This is a genomic window from Pantoea sp. CFCC18179 (genome assembly GCF_059412405.1).
Genome location: NZ_JBNBPM010000007.1, coordinates 187931 through 202441, shown reverse-complemented (window position 1 = coordinate 202441; position 14511 = coordinate 187931). Strand labels below are relative to the sequence as shown.

Below are 14511 nucleotides of genomic sequence, written 5' to 3'. Positions count from 1 at the left end.
TAGGTCGCCATTTATGGCGACCTGACCCGGATTAATCCCGAAACGCGGCGTCCAACTCTTCCGCCAATATCTGCACGGCGCGCTCAATCTTCTCTGCATCCGGCACGTAATTCATGCGCATGCATTGATGGGTGTGAGGCCAGGCGTGTTCGAGGCCAGGGAAGAAGAAGTGGCCCGGCACCATTAATACGCCGCGCGCTTTCAGCCGCTGATACAGCGTTTCGGTGCTGATCGGCAGATCGCGGAACCACAGCCAGAGGAAAATCGCCCCTTCAGGTTTGTGAATCAAGCAGCGATCTTCGGGCAAATAGCGGCGAAGAATGGCGATCGTCTCGCTAACTTTGGCCTGGTAAAACGGCTTAATCACCTGTTCTGACAAACGCAGTAAATCCCCGCGCACGATCATCTCGGTCGCAATTGCCGGACCGATGCTGCCCGGTGCGAGGCTGATAATGCCGTTCATGTTGCCAATGGCGCTGATCGTGCTCTCATCGGCGACGATAATACCGCAACGTGCACCCGGCAGGCCGAGTTTCGACAAGCTCATGCACAGGATGGTATTCGGATTCCACAGCGGGCGCGCTTCGCTAAAGATGATGCCGGGGAACGGTACGCCGTAAGCGTTATCGATCAGCAGTGGCACGCCATGCTGCTGCGCCAGTGCATCAAGTTGCAGCAGTTCGTCATCGGTGATCACGTTGCCGGTCGGATTGGTGGGGCGCGAGACGCAAATCAAACCCACATCATCATTGAGCGGCAGATGATCGAAATCGACGTGATATTTGAATTGGCCTTCTGGCAGCAACTCAATGTTCGGCTTGGCGGAAACAAACAGATCTTCTTCCAGTCCGGCATCGGCATAACCGAGGTATTCCGGTGCCAGCGGGAACAGCACGCGCTTCTTGCTGCCATCGGCGCGACGTCCGGCGAACAAGTTAAACAAGTAGAAGAACGCGCTCTGGCTGCCGTTGGTCAGCGCGATGTTTTGCGCGGTCAACGGCCAGCCGAGTTCTTCGCGCAGCATTTTCGCCAACGCATCCAGCAGCAAGGCTTTGCCGCGCGGGCCATCGTAATTGCACAGCGCTTCACTCAGTTTGCCGTCCTGGTGCATTTGCAGCAGCAACTGGTTGAAATAGTCGTTCATCGCCGGGATCTGGGCCGGATTGCCGCCGCCGAGCATGATGGTGCCAGGTGTGCGCAGGCCTTCACCCATGTCTTCCATCAGACGTGAGATGCCGGAGTGTTGAGTAAATTTGTCGCCGAACTGAGAAAAGGACATAGGAAGTTAAAACGTTGTGAAATCGAATGGGGAACCACCATAGCGCCCGCCGCAAGCAGGCGCAATGGGTAAAGCGGTCAGCTTAGGCCTGGATTTGCGGGTTAACGCAGTTTTTCTCCACTTTGCCGCTTAAGGCTGCGATCAGGTTATCCACCGCATCGCGTGCCATACCGTAACGGGTTTCGTGGGTGGCTGAACCAATGTGCGGCAGCGCCACCACGTTTGGCAACTTCAGCAATTCCGCATCCGCTGGCACTGGCTCGACTTCAAACACATCCAGCCCGGCTGCGTGAATGGTGCCGTCTTTCAGTGCCGAGGTCAGTGCTTTCTCATCCACCACTGGACCACGACCGGCGTTGATCAGTATCGCGCTCGACTTCATCATCTTGAGCTGTGCGGCACCGATCATGTGGTGCGTCTGCTCGGTTAGCGGCAGGCTGATACAAACAAAATCACTCTCTTTCAGCAAGGTTTCCAGATCGCAGGCGCGCGCGCCAAAGCGAGTTTCCGCCTCTTGATGCTGACGACGTGCGTTGTAGAGAATATTCATGCCAAAGCCGAAATGCGCACGCTGCGCCAGCGCCAGACCGATGCGGCCCATGCCGAGAATACCGAGGGTTTTGTGGTGCACATCAACACCGAAATGTTCTGGCCCGATGCTCTTTTGCCACTCGCCGTCTTTGACCCACTTATCCAGCTCGGTAACGCGACGTGCCGTGCTTAGCACCAGCGCCATCATGGTATCGGCAACGGTTTCGGTCAGCACGGTTGGCGTGTGCATCAGCAGAACTTTGCGTTCATTGAGGGCATCAACATCGAAATTATCGTAGCCAACGGACACCGTAGAACAGGCACGCAGCGCCGGCATTTTCGCCAGCAAATCCCCATTCACTTTGCCACCTGAACCGAGCAAACCTTGCGCCTGCTCGAATTGTGCCGCGTGCTGCTGAATGGTTTCCGATGAAATGTCATGCACTTCAGTTACGGAAAAATGGGCATCCAGCTTGGTGCGCAGATCATCGGGCAAGCTCTTATAAAGAATCACAGCAGGTTTCATTCTTAGCTCCTTGTCGTGGAGGCCCATCAGGCCTCCCTCATTAATTAGGCGTGCCTGGCACCGTGTACTGGCGGCGTGGTTTTGTTCTGTGCGGGTTTAACAATCAAGGTCAGCCAAACCGAAGCCAGCAGCGCGGCGCCCATGAAAATGTAGGAGGCGGCAGGACTGCCGGTCGCGCCATTAAGATAGCCCACAATCCACGATCCGACGAAGGAACCGAGTGCGCCCATGCTGTTGATCAGCGCCATTGCGCCACCGGCCACGTTGCGCGGCAGCATTTCAGGGATGATGGCGAAGAACGGGCCATACGGCGCATACATTGCACCACCGGCAATCACCAGCAAAGCATACGACAGCCAGAAGTTGCTTGAACCCACCAGATACGAACCGAGGAAAGCCAGCGCGCCAATCAGCAGCAGCGGCCAGACAAACAGTTTACGATTCTGCGTTTTATCGGATGCCCACGACACCACGATCATCGCGATAGTCGCCGCCAGATACGGCACCGCCGACAGCCAACCGGCTTCGACCATGCCCATTTGCGTGCCATTACGCAGAATCGACGGCAGCCACAGTACGAAACCGTACACGCCGATGCTCCAGGCAAAATATTGTAGGCACAGCAGGATGACGTTGCGATTGCGGAATGCTTCGCCGTAATTGCGCACCGCTTTGATGCCTTCCTGCTCTTTTTGCAGTTGGGCTTGTAGCGCCGCTTTCTCGCTTTCGCTCATCCATTTGGCCTGTGCCGGTTTGTCCTGCACCATGAACCACCAGGCCACCGCCCAGATTACCGCCGGGATGCCTTCAAAGATGAACATCTCGCGCCAGCCAAAGGACTCAATCAGATAGCCGGAAACCACCGACATCCACAGCACCGTGACCGGATTACCCAAGATCAGGAAGGTATTGGCGCGCGAACGTTCTGATTTAGTAAACCAGTTACTGATGTAGATCAGCATCGCTGGCATCACCGCTGCTTCCACCACACCGAGCACAAAACGGATGGCCGCCAGCATGGGAATGTTGCTCACAATACCGGTTAGCGAGGCGCAGCCGCCCCACAAAATCAGGCACCAGAAAATCAGCTTTTTCACGCTGCGGCGTTCGGCATACATCGCGCCGGGGATCTGGAAGAAGAAGTAGCCGAGGAAGAACAGAGCACCCAGCAGCGATGACATGCCTTTGGTGATGCCGAGATCTTCATTAATCCCTGCGGCAGAGGCGAAGCTAAAGTTCGCCCGGTCCAGATACGCCAGACTGTAGGTGATAAACACGATGGGCATGATAAACCACCAGCGTTTTGGCGCGATTGTCTGCGATTTCATGGGTGACTCCTCTGGTTGAGGTGGGCGCATTCAGTGGATGCGCCTCGCAATAATATTGTTGTAGGTACAGCTATGTTTGGTATGGCTTTTTACCAGGTCACCATAAATGGCGACCCTACGATGACAATTCCGGTTTGTAGGGTCGCCATTTATGGTGACCTGGTTTTAACGATGTTATTTAAAAATCACCCAACGCGGCACGCGTGGGCAGTCCTTCGCTGTCGCCGGCAACCTGAATCGCCAGCGAACCGATTTTGTTGCCGCGCAGAATCGCCTGCGGCAGCGGTTTGCCTTCCAGCAGCGCGCTGATCAGGCCAACGGCGAAACCATCACCGGCGCCGACGGTATCCACCACGTTTTCGACGCGAATCGGCGCCACCTGGCCTTTATCGCCGTCGGCGGTTTTGTACCACGCGCCGTCGCTGCCGGTTTTAATCACCACCGCTTTCACCCCTTTATCAAGGTAGAAGTCAGCGATCGCTTCCGGTTGGCGATAGCCGGTGAGAATCAAGCCTTCTTTCTCGCCAGGCAGCACCCAATCGGCATATTCCGCTAAATGATTCAGTTGTTTACGCATCTCTTCTTCGCTGCGCCATAACACTGGACGCAGATTCGGATCGAAAGAGAGGGTTTTGCCACGCGCGCGCATCTCTTTCGCCGCGTGTTTTGCCAATGCCAGCGAACTATCGGAGATCGCCGCTGCCACGCCGCTTAAGTGCAGGTGGCGCGCATGACCAAAGTAATCGTCGTTGAAATCGTCCGGCGACAAATGGCTCGCTGCCGAGTTTTTGCGGAAATATTCCACTTCGGGATCGGAACCATCGTCGACGCGGGATTTGAGTTGGAAACCGGTGCGATAGCGTGCATCGGTCGTCACGCAGCGATGATCGACGTTTTCCTTTGCCAACTGTTGCAGAGTGAAACGGCCAAAGCTGTCGTCGCCGACGCGGCTGACCCAACCCACTTGCAAACCGAGGCGCGCCAGGCCAATCGCCACATTCAGTTCGGCACCGGCAATGCGTTTCACGAAGCTTTCCGCCGCGGCGAGATCGCCGGTTTGCTGGGCGATAAACATCGCCATCGCTTCGCCAATCGTTACCACATCCAGCGTTTTATGCGTCATGGTTGGCTCCTTACGCGGCCCGCAGCAGGTTAACGTAGTGACGCGTCACCGCCAGCAAATCCGCGCCTTCCAGCGGGAATTCGATACCACGCGGCGCATCGACGGGCAACGCTTTTAGCAGCATGCGCCAGCTGTCATCGGCTTGATCCAGCGCGATGGCGCGGAAGGTGTCGCCGTGCGCCACCGCCGTTTTCACGTGGATATAGCTGACATAACGGCTGAGCTGGGCGGCGGCCTGCAAACCGTCTTCGCCGGTCCACTGCCAATTGCCCATGTCAAAGGTCATATCCAGCGGCAGCGCGGCATCGCAGGCGTGATGGAAGAAGTTCAGCATCGGTTTGAGTTTGCTGTCTGGCGTTTGATCGTTCTCCACTACCAGCGTGACCGCTGAGGCTTGCAGGATGTCGCGCAGTGATTGCTGTGCAGTGAGATCGACAAAATGCCCCAACGCCACTTTCAGACGTTTAGCACCCAGCTGTTCGGCTTCTTGCAGGAACTGCGCAAGGCGCGGATTGAGTGCGCCATCATCGAGCCACAACGCTTCCGGCACCGAATAGCTGGCGCTGAGTTGATGCTGCGCAATGGCATTGCCCAGCGCGTGCAGCAGGCACAACTCATTTTCGCTAAACAACTCGCGGCGGATTTCCACGCCATCGGCGCCAGACATTTTGATCAGTGGCAGCAGCGCAGCCTGGCCGCCCAGTTCCGCGACTTTCTGTGCGCCGTAGGCGGCGGTTACAACAATAATTTCTGGTTTCATCACATCTCTCCGGGCGTTGACGCCTTCCCATTCATTATAAAAAACCTAAATGGAACCGGTTCCAAAGAACAGCAGCAGAGTGCGGAAGTATGATCGTGCTCACGAAGTGAGCCATTAAAAGGGAGTTAGCGCAGCGGCTGGCTGGAGCCGCGCACAATCAATTCGCCGGAGAAAACCTGTTCGCGTATCGCTTGTTCGCCGCCTTCAATGCGCGCGATAACCTGCTCCAATGCGGCGTAGCCAATCTGCCAGGTCGGCTGTTTTAACGTGGTGATGCCGACGCCCGCCAGCGCAGCCCACTCCAGCTCATCAAAACCGAGCAGGCCAATCGATTCGCCCCAACGCAGTTCAAGGCGCTGCAAGGCGCGTGCGACTTGTAAGGTTAGCGCGCCGTTGGCGGCGATCACCGCGCAGGCTTTTCCGGCGTGGCGCTGGTGGAACTCACGCAAGGTGGCGGCCAACTCTTCCGGTTGATGCAGCGCCACCTGGGCATTTTCGGCTTGCACCTGCGGCTGACTTTTTACCGTGTCGTAGAAAGCGCCCAGACGTTCACGTCGCGTGTTGACGCTGCCGAGCGGCTCGCTAAGGAACAGCAGCGCTTGATAGCCATTATCCAGCAGATGTTGCGTGGCGATATTCGAGGCTTCGGCGTTGTTCAATCCCACCACATCGCAGGCGAAATCAGGGATTTTGCGGTCGATCAGTACCATCGGTAACATGGATTGTTGCAGGCGATTCAGCACTTCTTCGTGCATCCCCACCGCGTTAACCACAATGCCTTCGACCTGATAGCTGCTGAGCAATTGCAGATAATGCTGCTCCAAATCGACTTCGTTATTGGTGTTACACATCAACAAGGTAAAGCCCTGCGCACGGCAGGCCGCTTCAATGCCGCATAGCACATCGACGGAATAGGGATTGGTGATATCAGCGATGATCAAGCCAATCAAACGGGTACGACCGCGCTTCAAGCCGCGTGCCATCTGGCTGGGACGATAATTGAGTTCGGCGATGGCCTGTTCGATACGGGCTTTGAGATCGGGCGAGAGTAGATGGATTTCGCCATTGAGATAGCGAGAAACGCTGGTTTTACCGGTTTTTGCCGTACGGGCAACGTCACTGATTGTCGCGCGTGGCGGCCTGGTTTTCATTGCTTACACCTGCTGAAAAGAAACAGGCGAAGACTATCACACCCTGGACCTGGCGCAATCATTGCGCGTCAGAAGTGAGGCGCAGCACCGGTTGCCAAAGGGTTTGCAATTCATTCAGCGGCGCATCATTGAGCAATTCCAGCACCATCTCGGCCACGCGCTCACCGATGCGCTGCTGTGACAGTTGCAAAATGGTGTTAACCGGTTGATCGATAATCGAATCATGCGGCAAGCCGTCATACACATACAGCGGGATCGCCTGCGCGCCGCTCAAGCGGTTGGCTTGCTGCAAGGCAATCGCCGCCCCTTCACCCATCGGGCTGCAATCGGTAATGATGGCTTGCGGTGCGTTGCCGTGCGCCAGCCAGGCGTTGGTTTGTTGATAACCGGATCGGCGTGTGGAGGGCAAGCTGGCCACCAGCGCTTGATCGACCGGCGCCTGATGCTGAATCAGCGCATCAATAAAACCCTGACGACGATCCAGCACGTAAGTGGAAGGTTCATTGCTGCCGAGATAAGCCAGTCGTGTTAAGCCCTGCTGCAAACAGTGTTTTGCCGCCAGCAAAGTGCCAGCGTGATTATCGTAATCAAACCATGCATACGGATGGGGCAACTGGCTGCGGCCCAGAGTCAAAAATCGATAACCCTTCTGCTGCAATCGTTGCAGGCGCGAATCCAGTGGCAAAGTGTGCGTCACAATCAGCGCATCCAGCGCGCCGCTGCGCAATAAACGCATCAGCTTGCGGTGTTGATCTTGCGGTTTATCGGGCAGCAGCAGCAGATCGATCTCGTGCTGCGCCAGGCGCTGTTCCAGCGTCAACAGCATGTCACTGTAATAGCTGTCGTTAAGAGAGGCGTTACTGATCGGGAAAACCAGGCCAACGGCATTGGCGCGCCCGGTTTTCAGGCGGCGGGCTGCATCGTTTGGGCGATAGCCGCGCGATTGCGCTTCATCTTCAATGCGTTTGCGCGTGGCGGCCGCGACATCATCATAACCATTCAACGCCCGGCTCACGGTGGTGACGGAGAGGCCGAGAGCGGCGGCGATGGCTTTAAGCGACATGATGGTGTTCCACTGATCAATTTTTGATCACGCTAACACAAACAAAAGGGCGACTCTATCAATTGGCAACGGTTGGGCTTTTTCCAACAAAAATAGCGCCGAAAGTTTCTGGAAAATGAAATGAATCCGGCCTGCAAACCAGGCCGGATGCTGATTTAGCCCAGCGGGCTGAGGGTGATTTCGACGCGACGGTTTTGTGCTTTCCCGGCTTCGGTGCTGTTGCTCGCTACCGGATTATCCGGACCTAAACCTTGGGTACGCAGGCGGTTTTGCGCCACGCCTTGCAGAATCAGGCCGCTGGCTACGCTATCCGCACGTTGCTGCGACAGACGCATATTCAGCGCGCGCGTACCGGTGCTGTCGGTGAAGCCGACCACGTTGACGGCGGTTTTTGGATACTCTTTCAGCACCATCGCTACGCCGGTCAGCGTATTGGCGCCTTCCGGTTTCAGATTGCTGCTGTTGGAATCAAAGGTGACGTTATTCGGCATGTTCAGCACGATGTTGTCGCCCTGACGCGTCACGCTGACGCCGGTTCCGCGCATTTTGTCGCGCAGTTTCGCTTCCTGCACATCCATGTAATAGCCCACGCCGCCGCCCAAGGCCGCACCGCCAGCCGCGCCAATTAGCGCACCTTTACCGCGATCTTTCTTCGAAGATGACAACATGCCAACGCCCGCACCCAGCACTGCGCCTAAACCAGCGCCGATACCGGATTTCCCGGCTTGTGATTCGCCGGAATACGGATTGGTGGTACAACCCGACAGCGCAATGCTGCCGCTCAATAACAAGGTCAGCGCCAAAATACGCTTATTCATACAAAAAGCCCTCACATATCCTTATGGGGAAAAGCCCCAAAACGGCACTATTATGCCGTTCAATTGTGGGGAAATACGTGAGGGCCAGTCTTAAAGTGTAAAGAATTGCGTTACAAGTTATTGGGATGGCAGAAACAGCTGGTTTGATGATCGTTAATCAAGCCGCAAGCCTGTAGAAATGAGTGGCAGGTTGTGGGGCCGACGAATTTAAAGCCACGCTTCTTTAACGCTTTAGACAGCGCAATGGCAGGCTCGGAGGTGGTTGGCGCCTCTTTATAATCGGCGTAATGGTGCAAAATCGGCTGATTATCGACAAATGACCAGATAAAGCGTGAAAAGTCCTCTCCGCTGGCTTCCAGCGCCAGCATTGCGCGCGCATTGTTAATGATGGCTTCCAGCTTGCCGCGATGGCGAATAATCCCGGCATTTTGCAGCAAGCGTTCCATATCGCTTTCATCCATCAGCGCCACCGCTTGCGGATCAAATTCATGGAAGGCGCGACGGTAATTTTCGCGTTTTTTTAACACCGTAATCCACGAAAGTCCGGCCTGTTGGCCTTCAAGACAAATCATCTCAAATAAGGCGCGCTTATCGGTTTGCGGCACGCCCCACTCTTTATCGTGGTACGCAAGGTAGAGTGGATCCTGAGTTACCCAGCCACAGCGTTGCATTGCATTACTCCCTTAGCAGAGGAAAAAGCGGTGATTCCCTTGACGTTCTGTAAAACCGATTAACAATTAAGCAATGGGTGCCGATAAAGATTATACAAAACCTTAACGCCCGTTCTCTTCCCGGCTTCGTCAGGAGTCCTTCATGTTGCAGAAAAGTCAGCGGACAGGCCAGCACAAACTTGCGCTGGCTTTTAGTGGTTTGTGGCTATTTTTTCTGGCCGGGAATGCGCACGCCTTTGATCAGTCAGGTCAAAATAGTGCGCCAGATTACAACGCGATACTTGCTGAAAAGATTTCCAGTAATCATCTGATGTTGACGGAAAATAACGATAGCAGTTTGATGGATGCGGCGTTGAGTTCACCCAATGACAGCCTGATGGTGATGCACACTGAAACCGCCAGCGTGGGTGCCGCGCCATTCGTTAATCGCTACTCTGCAGGTTGGTCAATGCCGGTCAATGAAGCCACCAGTACTGGCCCCGTGGCGCAATTTGCCGTCGATGATTCCACTTTAAGCTGCCCGAAATGCGAACGCGTCGATAGCAACAACGCCGAACATATTGCCTCTTTGGGCTGGCGCGTTGATTCCACTTTTGGTTGGATTTCGCCGTGGGCACAGGTTAGCTACAGTCATCTGGTGAATGAGGAGTTGCCTTCGCCGACGCGCGATCGCGCTGATGATCTTAATGGCCGCGAAAACAATTGGGTTGATGTCAGCGTCGGTGCCAATATGCCGCTCGGCCAAAATATGGCGGCCTTTGCCTCTTTCGCGCAAACCGGTGCGGTGAGCAGCGGTGAGCAATTTATCTATAGCCTCGGCGTCAGCGCCAGCTTCTAAATCGCGCGCGATCCGCCGCGCTAAAACAGTTACACTTACCGCACAACGTCGGGCCGCATTCACCGCCCGGCGCACCATGCTGGTTAACGTCAGGTTTCTTCATGTCAGTCAAAATCTTATCTTCAACGCTGGTGGGGCTGGATGGCTTTTGCCATGACCCGCTCGCTGTACTGCAACAGGCCGAGAACGGCACGCTGGCGGTGCTGCATAACAATGCACCGGCGTTTTATGCGCTGACGCCACAGCGTTTGGCGCAGTTGCTGGCGCTGGAATCCGCCGCGCAGCAACCGAATGATGTCACGCTGGATGAGAGTTTATTCCAGGCCGACAGCGCGCCGATTGCCACGCCGGTTGGCAAATTTGCCATGTATGAAGGCTGGCAGCCGGACAGCGATTTCCAGCGTCAGGCGGCGATTTGGGGTGTCGCGCTGAGCGAGGCGGTGACGCCGGCCGAGTTGGCAACGTTTGTCGCTTACTGGCAGGCGGAAGGGCGTTTGTTCCATCATGTGCAGTGGCAACAGAAATTAGCGCGCAGCGTGCAGATGAACCGCGCCGCCAACGGCGGGCAACCTAAGCGCGATCTGACGCAAATCAGCAATACTGATTACGATATTCCCGATGGATTCCGAGGTGAGTAATGAAAACGCCGAACGATCTCTTTAGTCGCCTGAAAAAAATGATGCCGTCCGAAGTGCAGCCGAAATTCAAAAACGGTGCTGAGCTGCTGGCGTGGAATCAGGAGCAAGGCCGCCTGCGCTCGGAAGCGATTGTGCGGGAAAACCGCGCGATGAAAATGCAGCGCATCATGGGGCGCTCGGGCATCCGCGAGCTGCACATGAATTGCTCGTTCGACAACTATCGCGTGGAAAACGATGGTCAGCGCAAAGCGCTGGCGATGGCGCGCGAATACGCCGCCGGTTTTGAAAACAGCATCTCCAGCTTTGTGTTTTCCGGCCGTCCCGGCACCGGTAAAAACCATTTGGCGGCGGCGATTGGCAACGATCTGATCATTCGCGGTAAAAGCGTGCTAATTGTGACGGTGGCCGATTTGATGTCGAGCATGAAAGGCACCTTCAGCGGCGGCAGCGATCTTACCGAAGAGCGCTTGCTGCACGATCTCAGTAACGTCGATCTGCTGGTGATCGATGAGATCGGCATGCAGAGCGAATCGCGCTATGAAAAAGTGATCATTAATCAGATTGTTGATCGCCGTTCATCGTCGAAACGGCCAACCGGCATGTTATCGAACCTCGATCCCGCGGGCATGAACTCGCTGCTGGGCGAACGCGTGATGGATCGTATGCGCCTCGGCAACAGTTTGTGGGTGCGCTTTGATTGGGAAAGTTATCGCAGCCGCGTGCGCGGTGACGAGTATTGAGGGACGCGATGAAAGCCGCCGGTAAAGGACCAGCCATACTGCGCCTGAATAATCTGAAGCGGGTGATGACGCAACTGCGCGCCACTCGCATCACCTCGCGCCAGGATTTGGCCTTAGCGCTCGAACTGAGCAAAAACACCGTATCGTTGATCGTCGATGATTTGCTGGAGGAAGGGCTGATTAACGAGCTTGGCCCGGTCAGCGTGGCGGCGGCAGGACGGCCGAAAATCGAAATCTCGCTGCGCGCCGAAAAGCTCAAAAGCGCCGGGATTATGGTGGAACGCCAGGCGATTCACTGGCGCGTATGCGACTACTATTCTCAGGTGATTGCCGAGCAAACCTGGCGCACGGAAACCAGCAATCCTGAACATCTGCTGCATGAACTGGCTGAAGTGTGTCAAACCTTGCACGCGGCGCATCCTGAACTGCTTGGCGTGGCGATTGGCTTTCCCGGCATTATCGATCCACAACGTGGCTGGGTGCATTTTTCCGCCCATCTCGGTTGGCAGGATGTCGATGTACTGACCCTTTTACGCCGTGAAATCACGTTGCCGCTGCGCATCATGAACAACGTTAAAGCCGCGGCACTATTATCAGTGCAGCAGCTTGAGCTGGATAAGTCGCAAAGCCATTTTTATGTGCGCATCTCCGAAGGTCTCGGCGGCGCGCTGGTGGAACAGGGCGAAGTGTTTACTGGCAGCAGCTGGACGGCGGGTGAAATCGGCCACTTAAGCATGCAAGCCAACGGCGAACGCTGTAGCTGTGGCCGTTTAGGCTGCCTGGAAACGCTGGTCAGCAAGCCCGCGATTCAACAGCAGCTGGCTAAACGCAAAAGCGGTTTGCGCTGGCAAAATGTGGAAAGTGAACCCGAGATTTTGCATGAGGTGATGACGCAGGCGGGCACGCATTTGGGTCACGCGCTCAGCCAGGTGATGCAGTTGGTGAATCCGGCCAGCATCATTATTGATGGCCCGTGGAACGCGCAACCGGCGTTTGTGCAAGCGGTACATCAGGCGGCGCAAACCGGCGCATTGGCGTTTACGTTCAGCCATACCAAGCTGCATTTCTTGCCGCAAAGAATCGATCCCGCCAACGGATTGGCACTGGCGGTGATCGAGCAATACGAGCGGACCAGTTAAATTAGCGCGGGTAACGCAGATGTAGCAGCGGAAACGGCTTTCCCTGACCATCAAGCGGCGATCGTCCTGTGACGATAAACCCCTGATGCTGATAAAACCCCCAGCGCCTGCGGATTTTGCTCATTGACGTCGACTTCCGTAACGCCCAGTTGTTCAATCGCATAGTGCACCAGTTGCTTGCCGATGCCTTGGCCAACAACCTCGGGCGCCACAAACAGCATCTCCAGCCGATTTTCCGCCACGCCGAGGAAGCCCACGATGGCATGTTGCTCATCGCGATAAACGCGCAGTTCAACCATCGGCAAATATTGCTCACGTACCAGCGGTCGCAACGCGCGGATATCGGCGTCTTGCAGGAAATGGTGCGTCGCGCGTACTGAGGCTTCCCACACTTGCGTTATCGCATCGAAATCGCCGGGTTGGGCGGGGCAAATTCCTTTCATCATCTTCTCCATACCTAATACTGACTCGCGGATCATGCTGCATTTCGCCGTTGGGATTCAATAAAGCACTGAGAGGATTGGCGAGTTATCGCTATTTATTGGCTTTCGTGCATCACATAGCCATTTCCAGGCTTTCTATAATGCTTGCCACTTGCCGGATTTTCGTCCGGTTTCATTTAACGGCATCAGGAGGAAAGATGGATATTCACGCCGCCTTCATGCATCAGCTGATGAATTGGATTGAGGACAACATCGAGCAGAAGTTGGTTCTGGAAACCGTAGCGCGCCGCGCGGGCTATTCGCAATGGCATTTGCAGCGTTTGTTCCGCAGTTACACCGGCATTGCGCTTGGCACCTACATTCGCGAGCGCAAGCTTACGGCATCGGTGATTGCACTGTTAAATAGCACCACGCCGCTGATGGATATTGCCATCAAATATGGCTTCGATTCACAGCAAACATACTGTCGCACCTTTCGTCGCATGTTTGATCTGCCGCCCGGTGCATTTCGCCGCAAATACCAGCGCAGCTTACCGGCGATTGATGGGCCGGTTAGCCTGCTGTTTTTGCATCCGCAGCATCGGTTGGCGGCGTGAAATATTTGCCGGGCGTTGAACCAAAGGCGCTACGGAAGGCGCTGATATAGCTGCTGACGCTATCGAATCCCACTTGCCACGCAACCTGTTGCACACTTTTTCCTGCCGCTAATCCTTCCAGCGATTTGAGTAAGCGCGAGACCTGGCGATAGCGCGTCAAACTCATGCCGACCGCGCTGGCCCAATGGCGACTCAGGCTACGCGGACTCAATCCCGCCCAGCGTGCGAGTTCTGGCCCGCTGCGCGTATCCGCAGGATCGTCCATCAACAAGCGTGCAATCTGCAGCAGGCGCGGATCCTCAGGCAGCGGCAACGTCAGTGGATGCTCGGTAGATTGATAAAGCTCATCCAAAAACACCTCACATAAACGCTGATAGCGCGCGCTGCCCCAGTGATCTGGCGATAACGTGGCCAATCTTTCCGCCAGCGGCTCCAGCACCGAAGGGCAGGAGAGCAAAACCGGGCGATTAGGCAGCGGCACGGCCAGCGTGTCGTCGACCAAAACCGTCCAGCCCAGCACGCGGCCAGGCCCGACAATCGCATGTTCGAAGTAAGGCGGAATCCAGCCAACCAGCCGCGGCGGATTGGCAAAAATGCCCGACGGCGTTTTCACCGTCATTAAGCCTTGTTTCAAGCAGTAGAGCTGTCCGGCTGCGTGCTGGTGTGTGAAGCTCTCACGATCCAGCTGTTTCGATAACGACGCGGCAATCACTTTGGGTGCATCAGGTTCTAGCAAGCGCTGGCGGAGTTCGTCCTGACGCGGATTGCCTGAGAAAGTCAGCTTGTCGGTGGGATGAATCAGCATGCCTGGCTCCAAAGTGCGTGAAGGAGCAAAGTGGCGAAAATTTAGGGAGAAGTAAAGCGCCG

At 55.7% G+C, this 14511-nt stretch carries 15 protein-coding genes and 1 pseudogene; 5 read left to right on the top strand and 11 right to left on the bottom strand.

Features of this window, described 5'->3' with window-relative positions; all coding sequences use genetic code 11:
- Window positions 1-31: 31 nt before the first annotated feature.
- From ACPUC7_RS15235 to ACPUC7_RS15195, 9 genes are all read right to left on the bottom strand, one after another.
- On the bottom strand, window positions 32-1279 hold the full coding sequence (locus tag ACPUC7_RS15235; protein ID WP_494923554.1) for a valine--pyruvate transaminase: 1248 nt from the start codon (window positions 1277-1279) through the stop codon (window positions 32-34).
- An 82-nt stretch (window positions 1280-1361) separates the two neighbouring features.
- Window positions 1362-2336, bottom strand: a complete 975-nt coding sequence (ghrB, locus tag ACPUC7_RS15230) for a glyoxylate/hydroxypyruvate reductase GhrB (RefSeq protein WP_494923553.1) — start codon at window positions 2334-2336, stop codon at window positions 1362-1364.
- 44 nt (window positions 2337-2380) lie between these two features.
- The gene (locus ACPUC7_RS15225; RefSeq protein WP_494923552.1) at window positions 2381-3664 is read right to left on the bottom strand and encodes an MFS transporter; all 1284 of its coding nucleotides are present in this window, start codon (window positions 3662-3664) and stop codon (window positions 2381-2383) included.
- A gap of 178 nt (window positions 3665-3842) precedes the next feature.
- A complete protein-coding gene (locus ACPUC7_RS15220; RefSeq protein ID WP_494923551.1) occupies window positions 3843-4787 on the bottom strand; it encodes a sugar kinase in 945 nt (314 codons plus the stop codon).
- Window positions 4788-4797: 10 nt separating this feature from the next.
- Window positions 4798-5547: a sugar phosphate isomerase/epimerase family protein gene (locus ACPUC7_RS15215; protein WP_494923550.1), complete on the bottom strand. Its 750-nt coding sequence runs from the start codon at window positions 5545-5547 to the stop codon at window positions 4798-4800.
- 125 nt (window positions 5548-5672) lie between these two features.
- Complete coding sequence (locus tag ACPUC7_RS15210) at window positions 5673-6698, bottom strand: LacI family DNA-binding transcriptional regulator (protein ID WP_343553110.1); 1026 nt, start codon at window positions 6696-6698, stop codon at window positions 5673-5675.
- 58 nt (window positions 6699-6756) lie between these two features.
- Entirely contained in the window at window positions 6757-7761 is a 1005-nt protein-coding gene (locus ACPUC7_RS15205) for a LacI family DNA-binding transcriptional regulator (RefSeq protein ID WP_343553111.1), read from the bottom strand.
- Between the two features lie 155 nt (window positions 7762-7916).
- A complete protein-coding gene (locus tag ACPUC7_RS15200) occupies window positions 7917-8579 on the bottom strand; it encodes an OmpA family lipoprotein (RefSeq protein ID WP_494923549.1) in 663 nt (220 codons plus the stop codon).
- Window positions 8580-8689: 110 nt separating this feature from the next.
- Complete coding sequence (locus ACPUC7_RS15195; RefSeq protein ID WP_494923548.1) at window positions 8690-9250, bottom strand: DNA-3-methyladenine glycosylase I; 561 nt, start codon at window positions 9248-9250, stop codon at window positions 8690-8692.
- Window positions 9251-9392: 142 nt separating this feature from the next.
- Here ACPUC7_RS15195 and ACPUC7_RS15190 point away from each other — a divergent pair, with 142 nt between their 5' ends.
- From ACPUC7_RS15190 to ACPUC7_RS15175, 4 genes are all read left to right on the top strand, one after another.
- Window positions 9393-10088, top strand: coding sequence for an autotransporter (locus ACPUC7_RS15190; RefSeq protein ID WP_494923547.1), 696 nt, complete (start codon window positions 9393-9395; stop codon window positions 10086-10088).
- Window positions 10089-10189: 101 nt separating this feature from the next.
- Entirely contained in the window at window positions 10190-10726 is a 537-nt protein-coding gene (gene dnaT, locus ACPUC7_RS15185) for a primosomal protein DnaT (protein WP_494923546.1), read from the top strand.
- Window positions 10726-11466: a replicative helicase loader DnaC gene (gene dnaC / locus ACPUC7_RS15180; RefSeq protein WP_343553116.1), complete on the top strand. Its 741-nt coding sequence runs from the start codon at window positions 10726-10728 to the stop codon at window positions 11464-11466. Before dnaT ends, dnaC begins: the two co-directional genes overlap by 1 nt.
- A gap of 8 nt (window positions 11467-11474) precedes the next feature.
- Window positions 11475-12605, top strand: coding sequence for an ROK family protein (locus ACPUC7_RS15175; RefSeq protein WP_494923545.1), 1131 nt, complete (start codon window positions 11475-11477; stop codon window positions 12603-12605).
- Between the two features lies 1 nt (window position 12606).
- Here the strand turns inward: ACPUC7_RS15175 and ACPUC7_RS15170 are convergent.
- Window positions 12607-13048, bottom strand: a pseudogene (locus ACPUC7_RS15170) (acetyltransferase).
- 197 nt (window positions 13049-13245) lie between these two features.
- Here ACPUC7_RS15170 and ACPUC7_RS15165 point away from each other — a divergent pair.
- Window positions 13246-13644 (top strand): helix-turn-helix domain-containing protein, encoded by a 399-nt coding sequence (locus ACPUC7_RS15165; RefSeq protein ID WP_494923544.1) that lies wholly within the window; start codon window positions 13246-13248, stop codon window positions 13642-13644.
- Here the strand turns inward: ACPUC7_RS15165 and ACPUC7_RS15160 are convergent.
- Window positions 13601-14449, bottom strand: a complete 849-nt coding sequence (locus ACPUC7_RS15160) for an AraC family transcriptional regulator (RefSeq protein ID WP_494923543.1) — start codon at window positions 14447-14449, stop codon at window positions 13601-13603. The two genes, ACPUC7_RS15165 and ACPUC7_RS15160, sit on opposite strands and share 44 nt — an antisense overlap.
- Window positions 14450-14511: the final 62 nt, after the last annotated feature.